Consider the following 16,241-nt stretch of genomic DNA (forward strand, 5'->3'; position numbering starts at 1 on the left):
ACGGGGCGAAGGGGCGGACGATGGTTCAAAAGGCACCGCGGAAGTCGGCCGCGAAGACCACACACCAAGCATCCGCGCAGGTCATCAGGGACCTGCACGAACGCATGGTGCGCATCAGGCTGTTCGAGACCGAGGCGGGAAAACTCATGGAGGCCGGGAAGCTGCCCGGCTTCCTGCACCTCTACGTCGGCCAGGAAGCCGTGGCCGCAGGCGTGATGGCGGCTCTGCGCGACGACGACCAGATCACCTCCACCCATCGAGGCCACGGGCACGCCGTGGCCAAGGGCGTCGGCTTCCGCGAGATGTACTCCGAGCTGTACGGCCGGGTCACCGGCGCCTGCCTCGGCCGCGGCGGGAGCATGCACATCAACGACCTCACCCGCGGCATGCTCGGCGCCAACGGCATCGTCGGGGCCGGCGTCCCGATCGCCGTCGGCGCGGCCTTCGCCGCCCGGTACAAGGGTGAGGACAACATCGCGGTGACCTTCTTCGGGGACGGCGCCACCAACATCGGCGCCTGGCACGAGGGCGCCAACATGGCCGCGATCCTGGACCTGCCCGTGGTCTTCGTCTGCGAGAACAACGGCTACGCGGAGTTCACCCCGCAGTCCGCTCACATGCTGATCACCGACGTCGCGGACCGGGCCGCCGCCTACGGCATGCCGAGCGTGATCGTCGACGGCATGGACGCCGTCGCCGTCCACCAGGCCGCCACCGAGGCCGTCGAACGGGCCCGGTCCGGCGCGGGCCCGATGATGATCGAGGCCAAGACCTACCGCTACTTCGACCACCAGGGCGTCAAGGGCCTGCGGCACCCCTACCGCTCGGACGAGGAGGTCGCCGAGTGGAAGTCGCGCGACCCCATCGACCTGATCGAGGCCCGGGCCGTCGCCGACGGCACCGCCACCCGTGCGGAGCTGGACGAGGTGTGGCAGCGCACGCGCGACGAGATCGCCGAGGCCATCGCGTACGCCGAGTCGAGTCCGCTGCCCGACCCCGCCGACATGCTCCTCAACGTCTATTCGGGATGACCGCCATGACCCTCACCACCGAAGCACCGGCCGGCGTCCCGGTCGCAGCCGCCCGCAGACTGTCCTACGTCAAGGCCTTCAACGAAGGCCTCGCGCAGGCCATGCGCGAGGACGAGAACGTCTTCGTCGCCGGCGAGGACGTGGCCGGATACGGCGGCGTGTTCCGCATGTTCGACAACCTGCTCGACGAGTTCGGCCCCCGCCGCATGATCGACACCCCGATCTCCGAAGCCGCCCTGGTCGGCCTGGGGGTGGGCGCCGCCGCCCGGGGTCTGCGCCCCGTCGTCGACCTGATGTTCATGGACTTCATCGGCGTCTGCCTCGACCAGATCGTCAACCAGGCGGCCAAGATGAAGTACATGTTCGGCGGCGGGTTGTCCGTGCCGCTGACCATCACCACCGCCTCCGGCGCCGGCCTCGGTGCCGCCGCACAGCACAGCCAGAGCCTGGAGGCATGGCTGGCCCACGTGCCCGGCCTCAAGGTGGTCATGCCGAGTGACGCCTACACCGCCAAAGGCCTGACCGTCTCGGCCATCCGGGACGACAACCCGGTCGTCGTCATGCTCAACAAGGTCCTGCTCGGCAGCACCAGCGAGGTGCCCGAGGAGATCTACGGCATCCCGCTGGGCCAGGCGCACACCGCGCGGCAGGGCTCCGACGTCACCGTGATCGCTCTCGGCCGCATGGTGGGGGAGGCCCTCGCGGCCGCCGACGAACTCGCCGCCGAGGGCGTGGAGATCGAGGTGATCGACCCCCGCACCGTGCAGCCCCTGGACACCGAGACGATGTTCGCCTCCGTCCGCCGTACCAACCGGGTGCTCGTGGTGCACGAGGCCGTCACCTTCGGGGGCCTCGGAGCGGAGATCGCCGCCCAGATCCAGGACGTCGTCTTCGACTATCTGGACGCGCCGGTCCTGCGCATCGGCGCCCCCTTCTCCCCGGTTCCCTTCTCGCCGGTCCTGGAGAAGGCGTACGTGCCCGATCGCGCCCGTATCGCCCAGGGCTGCCGGCGTCTCCTCGAAAGGTCGTGACGGACGTGGCGGTCGAGGTTCTGCTGCCGAAGATCGGCCTGACCATGCAGGAAGGCACGATCGACGAATGGCTGGTGGCCACCGGCGCGGCCGTCGCGGAGGGCGACGCACTGCTGCGGCTGGCCACCGACAAGGTCGACGTGGACGTCGAGGCGGAGGCCGGGGGACTGTTCCACCCGGCGGTCCCGGCCGGGACCACCGTCCCGGCCGGAGCCCTCATCGGCTGGCTGCTCGCCGAGGGCGAGCAGCCACCGGACCCGGGGAGTACGCCGATGCCTCCCGGGTCCGGATCCGGCGCAGGTGTGGCGGTCGTGCCCGCCCTGGACGGCGGCGGCGCGGCAACGACCCTCGTGCCCGCTCCCGCCGGCGGCGCGGCTCGGGCCGTCCAGCCGGCGTTCACCGGCACCGGCGCGGCCCTCGACGCCGGGGTGCCCTCCGTCAACGGCACCGGCGACCGGCTGCCGTCCTCACCGAACGCTCGAAGGGTCGCCGCCGACGCCGACGTGGACCTCACCGCCGTGCGCGGTACGGGGCCGGGCGGCCGGATCGTCTCCGAGGACGTGGAGGAGTTCCTCACCGCCCTCGCCGACGACCTCGTCACGTCGGCCGCGCCGGTCGGCGCCCCCTCCTCGCCTCTGGTCCGCAAGCTCGCCAAGGAGCGGGGCATCGACCTCTCCGAGGTGAACGGCACCGGCCTCGGCGGCCGGGTCCGCCGCTCCGACCTCGACGCCGTCGCTCCCGCGCCTGCTCGCCGGAACGCGGTCCCCCGGCCCGGCGACGTCATTCCCCTCACCGGGATGCGCGGCACCATCGCGCGCAGGATGCACGCCAGCCTCCAGGAGATGGCGCAGCTGACGCACGGCTACGAGGTGCGAATGGACGCCGTGGTGTCCCTGCGGGAGCGGCTCAGACAGGAGTGGGCCGACAGCGACCTGCCGGTGCCCAGCCTCAACGACTTCCTGCTGAAGGCCGCCGCTCTGGCCCTGCGTGAGCACCCGCTGCTCAACGCGACGGTGCGGGAGGACGGCATCCATCTGCTCGACGGCATCCACCTGGGCTTCGCGGTGGCCGTCCCGGGCGGCCTGATGGTGCCCGTGATCGAGGACGCGGTGACACTGCCGCTGCCCGAGATCGCGCGCCGGTCGAGGGCTCTGGCCGAGGCCGCGCGCGAGGGGCGGATCTCCCCTGCCCAGCTGGAAGGGGCCTCCTTCACCGTCACCTCCCTCGGCGGATACGGCGTGGACTTCTTCACCCCCGTGATCAACCCCGGCAATGTCGCGATCCTCGGGGTGGGCAGGCTCAGGGACGGCGTGGAGTGGGACGACGACCGGCCGCTGCGGACACGGGTGCTCACCCTGAGCCTCACCTTCGACCACCGTGCCGTCGACGGGGCTCCCGCCGCCGAGTATCTGCGCACGGTCGGTGAGTTGCTGCGCAAGCCGCTCCGTCTCCTGGTGTGAGCCGTCGGGGCGGGGTGGCTCGACCGCGGCCGTGGGAAGCCGATGCGAGGACTGCGCACCGGGACCGCCTGTCGCGGTCGGTGCCCGCACGCGCGGGCGCACCACCCATGCCGAACACGATGCGGGGCCTCGCCGGCGAGCGCAGTCACCCACTGGTCGGCCAGGCACGTTCCCGGCCTCCCGCTGATCGCGGGACGGCATCGCGGCCGACATGCCCACGCGCCGTTGCGCTGCTGTGCGCCCGGTGGCGATGCGACGACTGCAGCGCCGTGTCGTTGCCGTGACCCCGACTCCGTCCAGGCGAGAGGCCCCTCACACTTGAGTGCGAGGGGCCTCTCCCATGCCCGCGCCCTTGCTGCGGACGCTCTCTAGACGGTCGGGTCGGCGATCCGGTCTGCCAGCGCGGCGACCTCGCGGACGAACGCGCGGTGCCCCAGCGACCGGTAGACGTCGTCGCCCCGGACCTGTGAGATCGCCGCCGTCTCCAGGAGCGCCAGCAGGCCCAGGCCGATCACCGCCGCCTCGGCGTCGGAGACGGACTCGCGGGCCTTGCGGATCAACCGCATCATCTCCTGGAGCAGCTCGGCGCGGCTTTCCTGGCGCAGTGCCTCCGCGTCCTGGCTCATGCCGGCCGACGACACGAAGAACACGGTGGCGGCGGATCGGTGCTCGCCCATCCAGGCCAGCAGCACGGTGACCGCCGCCGCGATGTCCGAGCCGGGTTCGTGTGCCGCCGTGAGTGCCCGCAACTGCTCGCGCAGCGCAGTGGCGAACGCCCGCATCCCCTCTGCCAGGACCTGGTCCTTGGAGGAGAAGTGGTAGTACACCGCTGCCGAGGTCATCTCGGCGCGAGCGGCGATGTCGGCCACCGTCACCTCGTCGGGCGGCTGGGTGGCGAACAACTCGGTGGCTGCTTCGATCACCCACTGCTTGCGCGACGGACGATGAGCGGCTCGGGTCCGGGAGGTCGTCATGGTGTCAAGTATGCCGGGATCCGAAGGTCCCGGAGCCCCATAATCAGCAGGAATTATGCCAACCAGCGGTGCTAGTTACTGCATAGAATGGTCAGTACGCAGGGCCCACGCACGCGGGTTCACGGCAGTCGGCAGGGAGCATGATGGCCACCACGAAAAACGGCAAGCAGCCCGCCCACCGACCCTCGCGACGGCAGCACATCATCACCGCCGCCGTCCGGGTGTTCGGCCGCAACGGATTCGCTGAGACCAGCATCCAGGACATCGCGGACGAGGCGCAGGTGGTGCCGACGGCCGTCTACTACCACTTCGACGGCAAGGAGGAGCTGCTCGAACTCGCCATGCGCCGGGTCTTCGACCAGCTCAACGCGGTCGTGGAGGCGGCCCGGCCGGAGTCCGAGCCGGGTGACGCGGAGGGTCTGGTCCGCGTCATCGACGCCGTGTGGGACTGGGTGGAGAAGAACCCGGACGAGGCCCGCCTGTACCAGGTACAGGTCGCCTCGGCCAACGGCAGTGTCAAGGTGCTGCGGGACGAGTTCGAACAGCGGCACATCCAGCGCGGCTACGACTATCTGCCGGAGAGCACCACCCGCAGCCCCCGGGCGGCGAAGACCCGGCACGCGGCACAGGCGCTCGCGGTCCGCACACTGATCAGTACGACCATGCTCGTCACCGCGCTGCGGGCGGAGGGCGGCCCGCTGTCCCAGTTGCCCTCCCGGTCCGTGCTGGAGGCGGTCAGGGAGCTGGCACTGCGTATCGTCGCCACCGAGCGGAACCCGGCGAAGACGGCCTCGGCTCCGGCGACGTCACCGAGCTGAGGCGGTTCACCAGGGCAGTGGCCGGCGCTCGGCGAACAGCCCGCCCGTCGTCAGGTCGCCCTCGGGAAGGGTCGCCAGCCAGACCGTGGTGTCCGCACCCTCCTCCGGCCCGCGCGGAGCGGACGGGCCGCCCATGCCGCTGCGGGTCCAGCCGGGGTCGGCGGCGTTGACCAGGACACCCGTACCGGCCAGTTCGGCTGCGAGCATCCGGGTCAGGGCGTTGAGCGCCGTCTTGGAGATGCGGTAGGCGGGGTGCCGGCCGGAGTCCATCAGCGCCAGTGAACCGTACGAGCTGGTCACGTTCACGACCCGGCCGTAGCCGGCCTCCACCATGCCCGGGACGACGGCCTCCGCCACGCGCCAGGCGCCGGTGAGGTTCGTGTCCAAGGTCGAACGCAGAATGTCCTCGTCGATGTACGGGGGCCGCAGCTCCCCGTCCAGAGACACTCCCGCGTTGTTCACCAGGACGTCGATCCCGCCGGTCAGCTCCCGTGCCTCCCGCACCGCTTCGGTGACGCTCCTCGCGGAGATCACGTCCAGTGCCAGCGGCAGCGCCGACCGGCCGATGGCGCGGCACGCCTCCTCAGCCGCCGCCCGTTGCCGCGCCCCCACCAGGACCCGTAGCCCCCGGTCCGCGAGCTGTCGGCCGATCTCCAGGCCGATGCCGCGTGCCCCGCCGGTCACCAGCGCTGTTCTGCCGTCGTGCCCCATGACGCGCCGGCCGCCTCTCACACCGTCAGGATCGAGCAGGCGCTGATTCCGGGCGCCCCGTACACATGGGTGAAGCCCACCCGGGGGGCGCCCGGCACCTGCACACCGGGTGCCCGGCCCTGCAACTGTCGTACGACCTCGTGGAACTGCCGTAGCCCGGAGGCGCCGACGGGCTCCCCGCCGGCCAGGCATCCGCCGTCGGTGTTGACCGGTATCCGGCCCGTGGCTTCGGTGGCCCCGGCGGCCAGCAACGCCTCCTGCTCACCATGGGCGCACAGCCCGGTCTCCGCCAGGTGGATCAGTTCCGAGCCGCTGTCGGTGTCCTGCAACTGGGCGACACCCACGTCGGCGGGCCGCACCCCCGCCGTGCGGAAGACCGCCTCCGCGGCGTCGACGCTGGGGCTGCGGTGCGGCCCCGGCGGCAGCCAGGGCGAGAACACCTCGAAGGAACCGAACCGCCTGGTCCGGAAGGCCAGCGACGCCAGCCTGACCGGTCGCTCGCACAGGTCGAACGCACGGTCGCCGAGGGCCAGGACCAAGGCCGCCGCGCCCTGTCCGGGGGAACAGAACATGTACTGGGTGAGCGGGGGACTGACCTCGGCGGAGTCCAGGATCTCCTGCTCGGTCAACGGCTTGCGCCGCCAGGCCAGGGGGTGGTGCGAGCCGTTGCGGAAGGCTCGCGCGGCGACCATCGCCAGCGCCCGCTCCGCGATCCCGTGCTCGTACAGGTACCGCTGGGTCTTCAGCGCGAAGAACTGGGTGGTGAGCATCATGCCGGTCTCGGCGTACCAGTCGCCCAGTCCGTAGCGGGCCGCGGAGACGTGGAACGCGCCCCGCTCGTGCTTGTCGAACCCCACCGCGAGCCCCAGCGAGGCCTCGCCCGCGCGCAGCGCGTTCGCCACCGTGAGCACGGTGGAGGCGCCGGTCGCGCAGCCGTTCTGCACGTTGACGAACGGCACTCCGGTCAGGCCCAGACGGCCCACCAACGTGTCGGGCTTGCCGGACACGTCGGAGCCGCCGGCCGCATAGCCGATGTCCTCCCAGGCGACGCCCGCGTCGGCCAGCGCCTCGCGCACCGCGTGCTCGGCCATGTCCATTCCGGTGACGCTCTCGTCGCGGCCGAAGGCATGCATCCCGCATCCGACCACGTACACGTCGTTCGACCCGCTCATCGCTCCCCGTCCCATTCCGGGCGGAACGCGAAGGTCACCACCTCGGTTCCGTCCTCGTCCTGGTAGGCGGGCATGGTGGTGAGCCGGACCGGCAGGCCGATCCGGATCTCCGCGCGGGGCACCGCGAGCCGCGCTTCGACCAGCACCTCACCGAGGTCCACATAGCCCACGTGGTAGGGCCGGTGGCCGCCGGCCGGCACCCGGTACGGCGACTTCGGCGGGAACGCCTGAAGCGTCCAGGACCACACCCGCCCGCTCACCGGCAGTACCCGCGGCGCCATCGTCCCCTGCGAACACCTGGGGCACGAGTCCTGCCGGGGGAAGACCACGGTGGCGCAGCCGGAGCAGCGGGCGCCCACGAGACGCGGTGGATCCCCGTCGCCGTACTCCCCGTTCTCGAACAGGGACTCGTCGATGAGTCTGGTGGCCATGCCGTCCCGCCTTCCATGTCACCAGCCGAGCAGCCCGGCCAGCCGTTCCCGATGGTGTGCGGCGCCGCCCAGCAGGACCGCGTCCGACTGGGCGCGCCGGAAGTACAGGTGCGCGTCGTGCTCCCAGGTGAAGCCCATCCCGCCGTGGAACTGCACGCACTCGGCGGCTACGGAGACGAACGCCTCGCCGCACCACGCCTGTGCCACGGCTGCCGCCTCGGCCAGCGCCTGCGGCGATCCGTCCGCCCGGACCGCGCGGACCACGGCGGACCGGGCGGCCTCGACCTGGAGCAGCATGTCGGCGCAGGCGTGCTTGACGGCCTGGAAGCCGCCGATCGCCCTGCCGAACTGGGTCCGTTCGCGTACATGGGCCACCGTCATGTCCAAGGCGGCCTGCGCTCCGCCCAGTTGCTCGGCGGCCAGAGCCACCAGGGCCACGTCCAGGGCGCGGGAGACGATGTCCGCCCCCTCGCCGCCGACGGTCAGCGGCCGTGCCCGGGCAGCGGAGAAGGTGACCACCGCCTGGCCCCGGCTGAGGTCCAGAGTGGGCACCCGGCGCACGGTGACTCCCGGCTCACGCGGGTCGGCCAGGAACACGTCCACACCGTCGGGCCCGGCCGCGGCCACCACCAGCGCCTCGGCGTCGGCGCCGTCGAGGACGAACGGCGCGGTGCCGTCCAGCAGCGGGACGCCGCCCCGCCAGGAGACGGCCACCGGCACGGCGTCCGCCCGCCACGCCCCGTCGGGCGCGGCCACCGCCAGCGCGTGCACGGTGCCCTCGGCCAGCGCGGCCGACGCCTCGTCGGCGGTGCCGCAGCCGGCCAGCACCTGCCCGGCCAGCACGGTGGAGGACAGCAGCGGTACGGGTGCCAGTGTCCTGCCCAACTCCTCGCAGACGGCGGCGATCTCGGCGAGGCCACCCATGCCTCCGGCCGACTCGGGCAGGCCGAGGGCCGCGAGGCCGACCTGCCGGCCGAGGGTGTCCCACAACTCGGCGTCGATGCCGGGCGCGTCCTCGGACAGCCGGCGTACCGCGGCGGTGCCGCCGGTATCCGCGCACACCGAGCGAACGGTCTCGCGCAGATCCGCCAGCTCGGTCTCCGACAGGGCCGTGGCCTCGGTCATGGTGCTCGTCATCGTGTGCTCCCGCTCTCGTCGCGCCGCTCGGCGTCCTGCCGTCGGCCCAGGGCACTGTGCGCGGCCGCCATCCGGGCCACCGGCACGCGGTGCGCGGAACAGGAGACGTAGTCGAGGCCGAGGTCGTCGCAGAACGCGATCGACTCCGGATCCCCACCGTGCTCACCGCACACGCCCAGCTTGATACCGGGCCGCACGTCCCGTGCCCGCTCGGCGGCCAGGCGGATCAGGGCCCCCACCCCGTGCGGGTCGAGCCGCGCGAACGGGCTGGCGGTCAGGAGCCCGCGTTCCTGGTACGACACGAGCACCTGCCGTTCGACGTCGTCCCGGGAGAACCCGTAGGTGAGCTGCGTGAGGTCGTTGGTGCCGAAGGAGAAGAACTCGGCGTGCTCGGCGAGTTCACCGGCCAGGAGTGCGGCGCGCGGAGTCTCGATCATCGTGCCGAGCCGGTACGGGACCCGCACCCCGGTGCGGGCGGCGACCGTGTCGGCGGCATCCCGTACGTACGCGGCGGCGGCCGCCAGTTCCTCCGGCAGGCTGACGAGCGGGATCATCACCTCCAGCTCCGGCCGGACCCCGGTGGCGGCGACATCCGCCCAGGCGGCGAAGAGGGCCTCGGCCTGCGCCGGGTAGAGCCTCTCGTGCAGCAGTGCCAGCCGCACACCGCGCAGCCCGAGCATCGGGTTCGCCTCGCGCAGCGCGGCGGCCCGCTGCTCCTCGGCCGCGTCCAGGGCCTGCCCGGGGGCGGGCAGGAACTCGTGCAGCGGGGCATCCAGCAGGCGCACGGTCACCGGGCGGTTCCCGACCGCGGCCAGCAGCGCGCGGAAGTCCTCGTGCTGGGCGCGCTCCAGCGCCGTCAGCGCCTCGTCGCGGGCGGCCGGGTCGGCGGCCAGGAGCACTCGCCTGATCAGCGGCAGCCGCTCGCCGAGGAACTGGTGCTCCGTACGGCACAGCCCCACACCCTCCGCGCCCAGGGCCAGGGCCGTGTCCACCTCGGCGGCCGTGTCGGCGTTGACCCGCACGCCCAGTCGGCGCATGCCGTCCGCCCACTCCAGCAAGGTGGACAGTTCGGGTGGCGGTCCGGCCACACTGACCCGCAGCGTCCCCGCGTACACGGCGCCGCTGCGGCCGTCCAGCGAGATCGGGTCGCCCTCACGCAGTACCCGCTCCCCGATGCGGACCGTCCCGGCGGCGAGGTCCACGCGCAGCCCCTCCGCGCCGCACACCGCGGGCGTGCCGGCTCCCCGCGCCACGACCGCGGCATGCGAGGCGATACCGCCACTGCCGGTCAGCACGGCGGCGGAGACCAGCATCCCGGGGACGTCCGCCGGGGTCGTCTCACCGGCCACGAGCACGACCCGCGTGCCGTCCGCGGCCAGTTCGAGGGCACGTTCACTGGACAGCACGACCGCGCCGGTCGCCGCCCCCGGGGACGCGGGCAGCCCCTTCGCCAGGAGCTCCTCCCCACCGGTCAGCCGTAGTTGGGGGTGCAGCAGTTCCTGCACCTGCGCGGGCGTGATCCGCCGGACGGCCTCCTCGCGGCCGAGCGCCCCGTCCCGGGCCAGGTCCGTGGCCAGGCACACCGAGGCCCGGAGCGGCGGGCGGGACTGCGGCGAGGCGGCGAGCAGGGAGATCTCGTCGTCGCGCACCTCGAAGTCGACCGACACCGGCGCGCGCAGATGCCGCTCCAGAGTGAGCAGGGAGTGCTCAAGGAGTGCGGTGCCACCCGCGAGCCGGTCCAACGGTTCTCCGGTGTTCGGCGGCGGGGCGCTGCGGCGCACTCCTCGGAAGAAGGAGCCCTGCGGGGAGAGACGCCCGGTCTCGGGGTCGCGGCTGGTCGCCGTGCCGTAGCCGGAGTGGTTCGCCGGGCCGATGCGCAGGGCCTGGACATGCAGGGCGACGGCCAGGTCGGCGGGGAGCCGCTGGGCGCGGCGGGATCTTCTCGCACGAGGCGAGTCCCACCGGGCGAGGAGGGCACGGGCGGCCAGCGCCAGCTGCTGCGCCGGCTCGTCGGGGAAGGGGCCGGAGCCGTGTTCCGCCGTCAGCGACAGCAGTGCCTCCACCCGTACCCGTGGCGTCGGCGTGTCCAGGAGGGCGTCGTCGAGCACCGCGCCGGGCACGTCCAGGGCGTACTCGGCGATCATGCGCACGGTGGCGGCCCACACCTCGTAGAGCGCGTCCGCACGCCCGATGAGGGCGCACAGGTCGTCGGCACGGGCGGGAGCGACGCCGAGACAGGCCAGGTCGGGCGGCAGTCCGGCGATCTCGGTGGGCGCGCTCGCCGACAGGCGCAGCAGCAGCGGCCGGGACGCGTCCTCGATACGCCGGCCCGAGAGCTGTTCGACCAGGTCCACGGCGGCCTGGGCGGTGTCGGGATCGCACAGCGACGCGGCGGCGCCGGCGGGCACGGTGAGCCCCGGCACGACCGGCAGACCGAGGGCCACCAGGCCGTCCACCGCCGCCCCGTGCGCGCCCAGTTCGTCGGCTTCGAGGCCCCGGGTGCGTCCCTGTCCGTAGGGCACCAGGAGCCGGCCGGGGGTTCCGGACGGCGCGACAGACATCCGGGACCGTGCGAGCGGCCCCGCCTCGCGGTCGCTGACGCTCACCCTCTGCTCCTGGTGACGAGCTCCTCTTCGAGAGCCTCGTCCTCGGCCCTGCTGATGCCCAGGACGAGCAGCAGCTCCTGGTGCAGCCGCATCCACACGGTGTGGTACGAGTCGCACAGCGGCGAGGCCAGCCACTGCGGCGCGCCGTCGTCGAAGCGGTCGAGGGCCTCCTCCAGGGCCGTCAGGTACCGTCCGCTGCCCGCGAGCACCAGGTCCAGCCTGCGCAGCACGGGCTGGATCGCCTCGTGCACGTCTTCCAGCGACTCGCGCACCCCGGCGTCGTACACCTCGTCGGAGTGGTCGTTGACCGAGCCGTCGGGGCGGCACTGCCAGGCCGTGCAGACGTCGCGGATCTTGCGGTTGACCGGCAGGAACGCCTCGTACGCCGCGGTGATCCGGCCCTCCTGCTCGGAGCCCGGGGGGACCCGCAGGATCCGCGCGACGACGGCCTTGGCGCGCTCGGTCGGCAGCACCACCGGCCCCTTCACCATGGCCAGCCCGGCGTCGACCAGCGGGCGGTGCTCGGACTCCGGCCGGCCACGCCACATACCGCGCAGAACGAGGTCGACGACGCCTTCTGTGAGGGTCTCGTCGAATGCGTCCGGAACATCCACGGCAGCAGATTGCATCGCCACACCATTTCCCCGGTTCTGTGGTGACCGGTTCCTCGGTCCTGTGTTGCCCGGAGGTTACGCCCCGGCGGGCCCGTTAGTGAAGAGGAACTCAAGAAACACTTTCCGCTTGCCTGGCCTCGGCCCGGCCGTCAGCGGCCTTCGGGCGGCTGCCCTCGGCGAGGAACGACGCCATGCGGTCCTGCGCCTGACGGCCGTCGGCCAGGGCGGCGATCAGCCGTGCCTCCTCGGCGAGGTGGCGACGCAGCTCCTCGCCGGCGCCGAAGCGCAGCAGGCCCTTCGAGGCCCGCAGCGCGTCCCCGGCGCCGGCGGCCAGATCGGCCGCGGTCCGATACGCCGCGTCGTCCAGTTCCCCGTCGTCCACCGACCGGGAGACCAGGCCCCAGCGTTCGGCGTCGTCGCCGGTCAGGACGCGATTGGTCAGGATCAGGTCCGCCGCCCTGCGCGGACCCAGCAGCCGTGGCAGGAACCACGAGGCCCCGCAGTCCGGCGTGAGTCCGATCGCCGTGTACGCCAGCCGGAACCGTGCCGACCGAGCCGCCAGGACGATGTCACCCACCACGGCGAGGCCGATCCCCCCGCCCGCGGCCGCTCCGCGCACCGCCGTCACCAGCGGCACCGGCAGTTCGTACAGGGTCTGTATCGCGGCGTGCGCGGCGCTCGCCACGGCGTGCACGTAGGGGCCGGTCCCCGCACCGAGACCGGCGAAGGCGCGCAGGTCACCGCCCACGCAGAAGCTGCCGCCCGTCGACCGCAGCAGGACCGCGCCGCCCGGGTCCGCGGCCACCTCGACGGCCGTGTCCCGCAGGGCCTCGGCCGTCCCCAGATCCAGGGCGTTTCCCCGGCCGGGATCGTCCAGCCTCAACTCGACGACCCCGTCGGGGTGCCGGACGATCCGGACCGGCTCGGTACTCGCTGGGACGCTCATCACGCTTCTCCTGCCGTCTTCCCGTCGCCGGGTGCTTCCCGGCAAGATACTGAAGACGCTATACAGTTTCCAGGAGGCGGCGGGCACCGATGCCCGTACGCCCGTCGGCGGGAGGCCACGTGCCCATCCAGTTCGATATCGATCCGGCTGTCGCGCGACTTGCCGCGTCCACCGCCGAGTTCGTGCGCGAGGTCGTCATTCCGGCCGAGCGCGAGTGCGGCGGGTCCGTGCACGACGCCCCCGAGGCACTGCGCGAAACCCTGCAGAAGGCCGCCCGGGAAGCGGGAGTGTTCGCTCCGCACGTACCCACGCGCTGGGGCGGACACGGGCTCGACCTGCGCGGCCAGGCGGTGGTGTTCGAAACGGCGGGCTACTCGCTGCTCGGACCGCTGGCGCTGAACTGCGCGGCCCCCGACGAGGGCAACATGCACCTGTTGGAGAAGGTGGCCACCGACGAGCAGAAGCGGAGGTATCTCGCCCCGCTAGCCGCAGGCGAGACCCGCTCCTGCTTCGCCATGACCGAACCGGCTCCAGGAGCCGGCGCCGATCCCCGCTCCCTGCGGACCACCGCGACCCGGGTGCCCGGCGGCTGGCGCATCGACGGGCACAAATGGTTCATCACCGGTGCCCACGGCGCCGGCTTCGCCATCGTCATGGCCCGGACCTCCGGCAGCCCAGGCGACCCGGGCGGCGCCACCATGTTCCTGGTCGACGCGGACACCCCCGGCATGCGTCTCGTCCGGTCCATCGAGACCCTGGACGAGTCGCTCTTCGCCGGACACAGCGAGATCGTCTTCGAGGACTGTGTGGTGGGCGAGGATCGGGTGCTCGGCGCGGTGGACCGCGGTTTCGAAGGCGCCCAGGTCCGGCTCGGACCCGCCCGGATGACCCACTGCATGCGCTGGCTGGGAGCCGCCCGCCGCGCCCAGGACGTCGCACTGGAACGGGCGGGCAGCCGGATGGCGTTCGGCTCGGCGCTGGGAGACCTCGGCATGGTCCAGCAGATGCTGGCCGACTCCGAGATCGACATCGAGGCGAGCCGCGCACTGATCCTGCGCACCGCCTGGGAACTGGACACCGGCTCCACCGCCGCCTCTCAGCTGACCTCGGTGTCCAAGACCTTCGTGGCGGAGGCGGTGAACCGGGTGGTGGACCGGGCGGTGCAGATCTGCGGAGCGCTCGGCATCTCGGCCGCCGACGCCCCGCTGGCCCGCCTCTACAGGGAGGTCCGGCCGTTCCGGATCTACGACGGCCCCTCGGAGACCCACCGCTTCGCCATAGCGCGCCGCGCGGTACGGCCCTACCGACAGCCACGCCCGACCACCGCCGACGGCTGACCGTGCGCCACGGCACCTGACGGGAGCCTCGTCCGGTCGGCCGAGGCGCTGTTCCCCCGAGTCGTGGGACGGCCCTCGGGCCGGGGCGGCCCGGCCCCGCGATCCGTCGGCTTGTGAGCGCTGACGGGGTCGCGTGACCCGGGCGGGCCCGGCCTTCCGCCGAGCCCGCCACGCCGGCTCCCTACCGGAGCCGGACTCGAGTCACGCCGTCATCGCTGCAGTGTCAGCAGACCCGGACGGTAGGGCCAGAAACCGTACTCACCGCCGGAGTTGGGGTTGCGCCCCTGGTAGAGCAACTGCAGATTGCAGGGATCGACGGTCATGGTCTGATCGGCGCTGGTGCGGATCAGTTCGCCATGGCTGATGTCGTTGGTCCAGGTGGCGCCACTGTTGGCCTTGCCGGCGAAGGGATTGCTCTCGGTCGCGGCCTGGGGGGTCCAGGTGCCGTTGAGGCTGGTGGCCGTGAAGGAGCGGAAGTAACGGCCCTGCGAGCCGATCGCCTCGACGATCATCAGGTAGCGGTTCTGGCCCTGGAGCTTGTACACCTGCGGGGCCTCGAACAGGTTGTTCGTCGTGTCGCTCATGATCGTCGTGTAGGAGGATCCGAAGCTGCCCGGGAAGTTCCCGATCGGCATACTGGCCCGGTAGATCTTGCCGTTGTCGCCGGCGAAGAACAGGTACATGTTCGTCCCGTCAGCGATGAGCGTCTGGTCGATGGGCCCGGTTCCGGAGTCGGAGATGCTTCCGGAGAAGAGCGGCTGCTCGGCGGACCAGCCGTTGGGGTTGGTCGGGTCGCTCGACGTCCGGTAGGAGAAGGCGGTCCTGCCCCACTGGTAGGCGAGCACCCAGATGTTCTTCGGCGCGAAGTAGAAGAGCGTGGGCGCGACCGTGGAAGTCGACATCGTGTTCTGGCTGGCCGAGGCCATCTCCGACCAGTTGGTGAACGGGGTGAAGTTCATCGAGCCCCAGGCCCTTCCCGTTCCCGCGGCGCCGTGTGTCGTCGCATAGACGAGCTGCTTGCCGTTGTAGGGGGCGACGGTGAAGTCCTTGAGTGAGGCCCACCCGGCCTTGGGCTGCGCCAGCGCGCCTGTTGACGTCCAGCGGTATGTCGACGGGAGATTGCAACCCGGGCCGGGGTTGCCGGCGCCGACCTTGACGAGCTGCCACTGCTGGTTGGTGCCGCCCCAGTCGTCGTACTGGACGATGTTCGCGTTGTCGGCGGTGGAGGCGCCCTGTACTTCGAGCGCCTTGTTGCTGTGGCGCGAGACGAGCCTCACGTAGCCGTCCGAGCTGTCGGCCAGCCGCCACTGCTGGTTGGTGCCGTTCAGGTCGGCCCACTGGACGATCGAGCCGCCGTTCGCGGTGGACTGGTTGTGGACGTCCAGCACCTTGCCCGAGTGGCGGGACTTGATGCGGTAGTAGCCGCCCCCGGAATCGACGAACTGCCACTGCTGCTGGTTCTGATCGTTCCTGGTCCACTGGGTGATGCGGGCGCCGTCGTTGGTCGCCATGTTGTAGAGATCCAGGGCCTTGCCGCTGTTGCGGTTGACCAGCACATAGGAGGCGTTGGGGTCCACGGTCGCCGCTTCGGCGGGCTGGGCACCGAGGACGGTGGCCATGAGCAGCAAGGGTGCGAGGACGGCGAGTAACCGTCTCGGACGGACCGGGGACGGGGGGCGAAACCACATCGGACGGCCTCCTTCGGGGGCGAGGTGGGGTGGCCCCGGTCAACCACGGAGCGGACGTGCCGGGGGACAGGGCCAATCTCGAATGTTTCGAAGAATTCCCGGATGCTTCGACGCCACAAGCTAGGAATGCGGGGCCTTCTGGTCAAGGCCTGTCGCCGATCTGTCCACAAACAGCGCCTCTTCTCTGGGCTGACCAGCTGCCGCGCCGACCGAAATCGCTCGGATTCCGCGGGTACGGCTCGCGGGTCCAAGGCGTCCGCGTGGACAGGAAAGCCGAGCAAGCGG

At 72.0% G+C, this 16,241-nt stretch carries 14 protein-coding genes; 5 read left to right on the forward strand and 9 right to left on the reverse strand.

The window, feature by feature from the left end; all coding sequences use genetic code 11:
- The first annotated feature begins 20 nt into the window (after window positions 1-20).
- Genes ACZ9QC_RS37010 through ACZ9QC_RS37020 form a run of 3 tightly spaced genes read left to right on the forward strand, consistent with a single transcriptional unit; the run spans window position 21 to window position 3,522 of the window.
- Window positions 21-1,031, forward strand: a complete 1,011-nt coding sequence (locus tag ACZ9QC_RS37010) for a thiamine pyrophosphate-dependent dehydrogenase E1 component subunit alpha (RefSeq protein WP_472917076.1) — start codon at window positions 21-23, stop codon at window positions 1,029-1,031.
- Entirely contained in the window at window positions 1,028-2,062 is a 1,035-nt protein-coding gene (locus ACZ9QC_RS37015) for an alpha-ketoacid dehydrogenase subunit beta (RefSeq protein WP_311591563.1), read from the forward strand. Before ACZ9QC_RS37010 ends, ACZ9QC_RS37015 begins: the two co-directional genes overlap by 4 nt.
- Before the next feature lie 5 nt (window positions 2,063-2,067).
- A complete protein-coding gene (locus ACZ9QC_RS37020; RefSeq protein ID WP_472917077.1) occupies window positions 2,068-3,522 on the forward strand; it encodes a dihydrolipoamide acetyltransferase family protein in 1,455 nt (484 codons plus the stop codon).
- A 368-nt stretch (window positions 3,523-3,890) separates the two neighbouring features.
- Here ACZ9QC_RS37020 and ACZ9QC_RS37025 read toward each other — a convergent pair whose 3' ends face one another.
- Window positions 3,891-4,496 carry a TetR/AcrR family transcriptional regulator gene (locus ACZ9QC_RS37025; protein ID WP_472917078.1) on the reverse strand — a complete coding sequence of 202 codons (606 nt, stop codon included), beginning with the start codon at window positions 4,494-4,496 and terminating at the stop codon, window positions 3,891-3,893.
- 143 nt (window positions 4,497-4,639) lie between these two features.
- On the opposite strand from ACZ9QC_RS37025, the gene ACZ9QC_RS37030 reads away from it, so the two are divergent.
- Entirely contained in the window at window positions 4,640-5,314 is a 675-nt protein-coding gene (locus ACZ9QC_RS37030) for a TetR/AcrR family transcriptional regulator (RefSeq protein WP_472917079.1), read from the forward strand.
- A 6-nt stretch (window positions 5,315-5,320) separates the two neighbouring features.
- On the opposite strand, the gene ACZ9QC_RS37035 is transcribed toward ACZ9QC_RS37030, so the two are convergent.
- From ACZ9QC_RS37035 to ACZ9QC_RS37065, 7 genes are all read right to left on the reverse strand, one after another.
- Window positions 5,321-6,046 (reverse strand): SDR family NAD(P)-dependent oxidoreductase, encoded by a 726-nt coding sequence (locus tag ACZ9QC_RS37035; RefSeq protein ID WP_472917080.1) that lies wholly within the window; start codon window positions 6,044-6,046, stop codon window positions 5,321-5,323.
- Window positions 6,043-7,197 carry a thiolase family protein gene (locus tag ACZ9QC_RS37040; RefSeq protein ID WP_472917081.1) on the reverse strand — a complete coding sequence of 385 codons (1,155 nt, stop codon included), beginning with the start codon at window positions 7,195-7,197 and terminating at the stop codon, window positions 6,043-6,045. The genes ACZ9QC_RS37035 and ACZ9QC_RS37040 overlap by 4 nt, the downstream gene beginning before the upstream one ends.
- The gene (locus tag ACZ9QC_RS37045) at window positions 7,194-7,628 is read right to left on the reverse strand and encodes a Zn-ribbon domain-containing OB-fold protein (RefSeq protein WP_472917082.1); all 435 of its coding nucleotides are present in this window, start codon (window positions 7,626-7,628) and stop codon (window positions 7,194-7,196) included. Before ACZ9QC_RS37045 ends, ACZ9QC_RS37040 begins: the two co-directional genes overlap by 4 nt.
- A gap of 18 nt (window positions 7,629-7,646) precedes the next feature.
- Window positions 7,647-8,765: an acyl-CoA dehydrogenase family protein gene (locus ACZ9QC_RS37050; protein ID WP_472917083.1), complete on the reverse strand. Its 1,119-nt coding sequence runs from the start codon at window positions 8,763-8,765 to the stop codon at window positions 7,647-7,649.
- Complete coding sequence (locus tag ACZ9QC_RS37055) at window positions 8,762-11,371, reverse strand: putative PEP-binding protein (protein WP_472917084.1); 2,610 nt, start codon at window positions 11,369-11,371, stop codon at window positions 8,762-8,764. The genes ACZ9QC_RS37050 and ACZ9QC_RS37055 overlap by 4 nt, the downstream gene beginning before the upstream one ends.
- Window positions 11,368-11,985: a hypothetical protein gene (locus ACZ9QC_RS37060; RefSeq protein ID WP_472917085.1), complete on the reverse strand. Its 618-nt coding sequence runs from the start codon at window positions 11,983-11,985 to the stop codon at window positions 11,368-11,370. The genes ACZ9QC_RS37055 and ACZ9QC_RS37060 overlap by 4 nt, the downstream gene beginning before the upstream one ends.
- 109 nt (window positions 11,986-12,094) lie before the next feature.
- Window positions 12,095-12,931 carry an enoyl-CoA hydratase/isomerase family protein gene (locus tag ACZ9QC_RS37065; RefSeq protein ID WP_472917086.1) on the reverse strand — a complete coding sequence of 279 codons (837 nt, stop codon included), beginning with the start codon at window positions 12,929-12,931 and terminating at the stop codon, window positions 12,095-12,097.
- Between the two features lie 119 nt (window positions 12,932-13,050).
- Between ACZ9QC_RS37065 and ACZ9QC_RS37070 the strand changes: the two genes are divergently transcribed.
- A complete protein-coding gene (locus ACZ9QC_RS37070; protein WP_472917087.1) occupies window positions 13,051-14,268 on the forward strand; it encodes an acyl-CoA dehydrogenase family protein in 1,218 nt (405 codons plus the stop codon).
- A 209-nt stretch (window positions 14,269-14,477) separates the two neighbouring features.
- Here ACZ9QC_RS37070 and ACZ9QC_RS37075 read toward each other — a convergent pair whose 3' ends face one another.
- Window positions 14,478-15,956, reverse strand: a complete 1,479-nt coding sequence (locus tag ACZ9QC_RS37075; RefSeq protein ID WP_472917088.1) for a non-reducing end alpha-L-arabinofuranosidase family hydrolase — start codon at window positions 15,954-15,956, stop codon at window positions 14,478-14,480.
- Window positions 15,957-16,241: the final 285 nt, after the last annotated feature.

The sequence above is a fragment of the Streptomyces sp. HUAS MS02 genome (genome assembly GCF_055702265.1).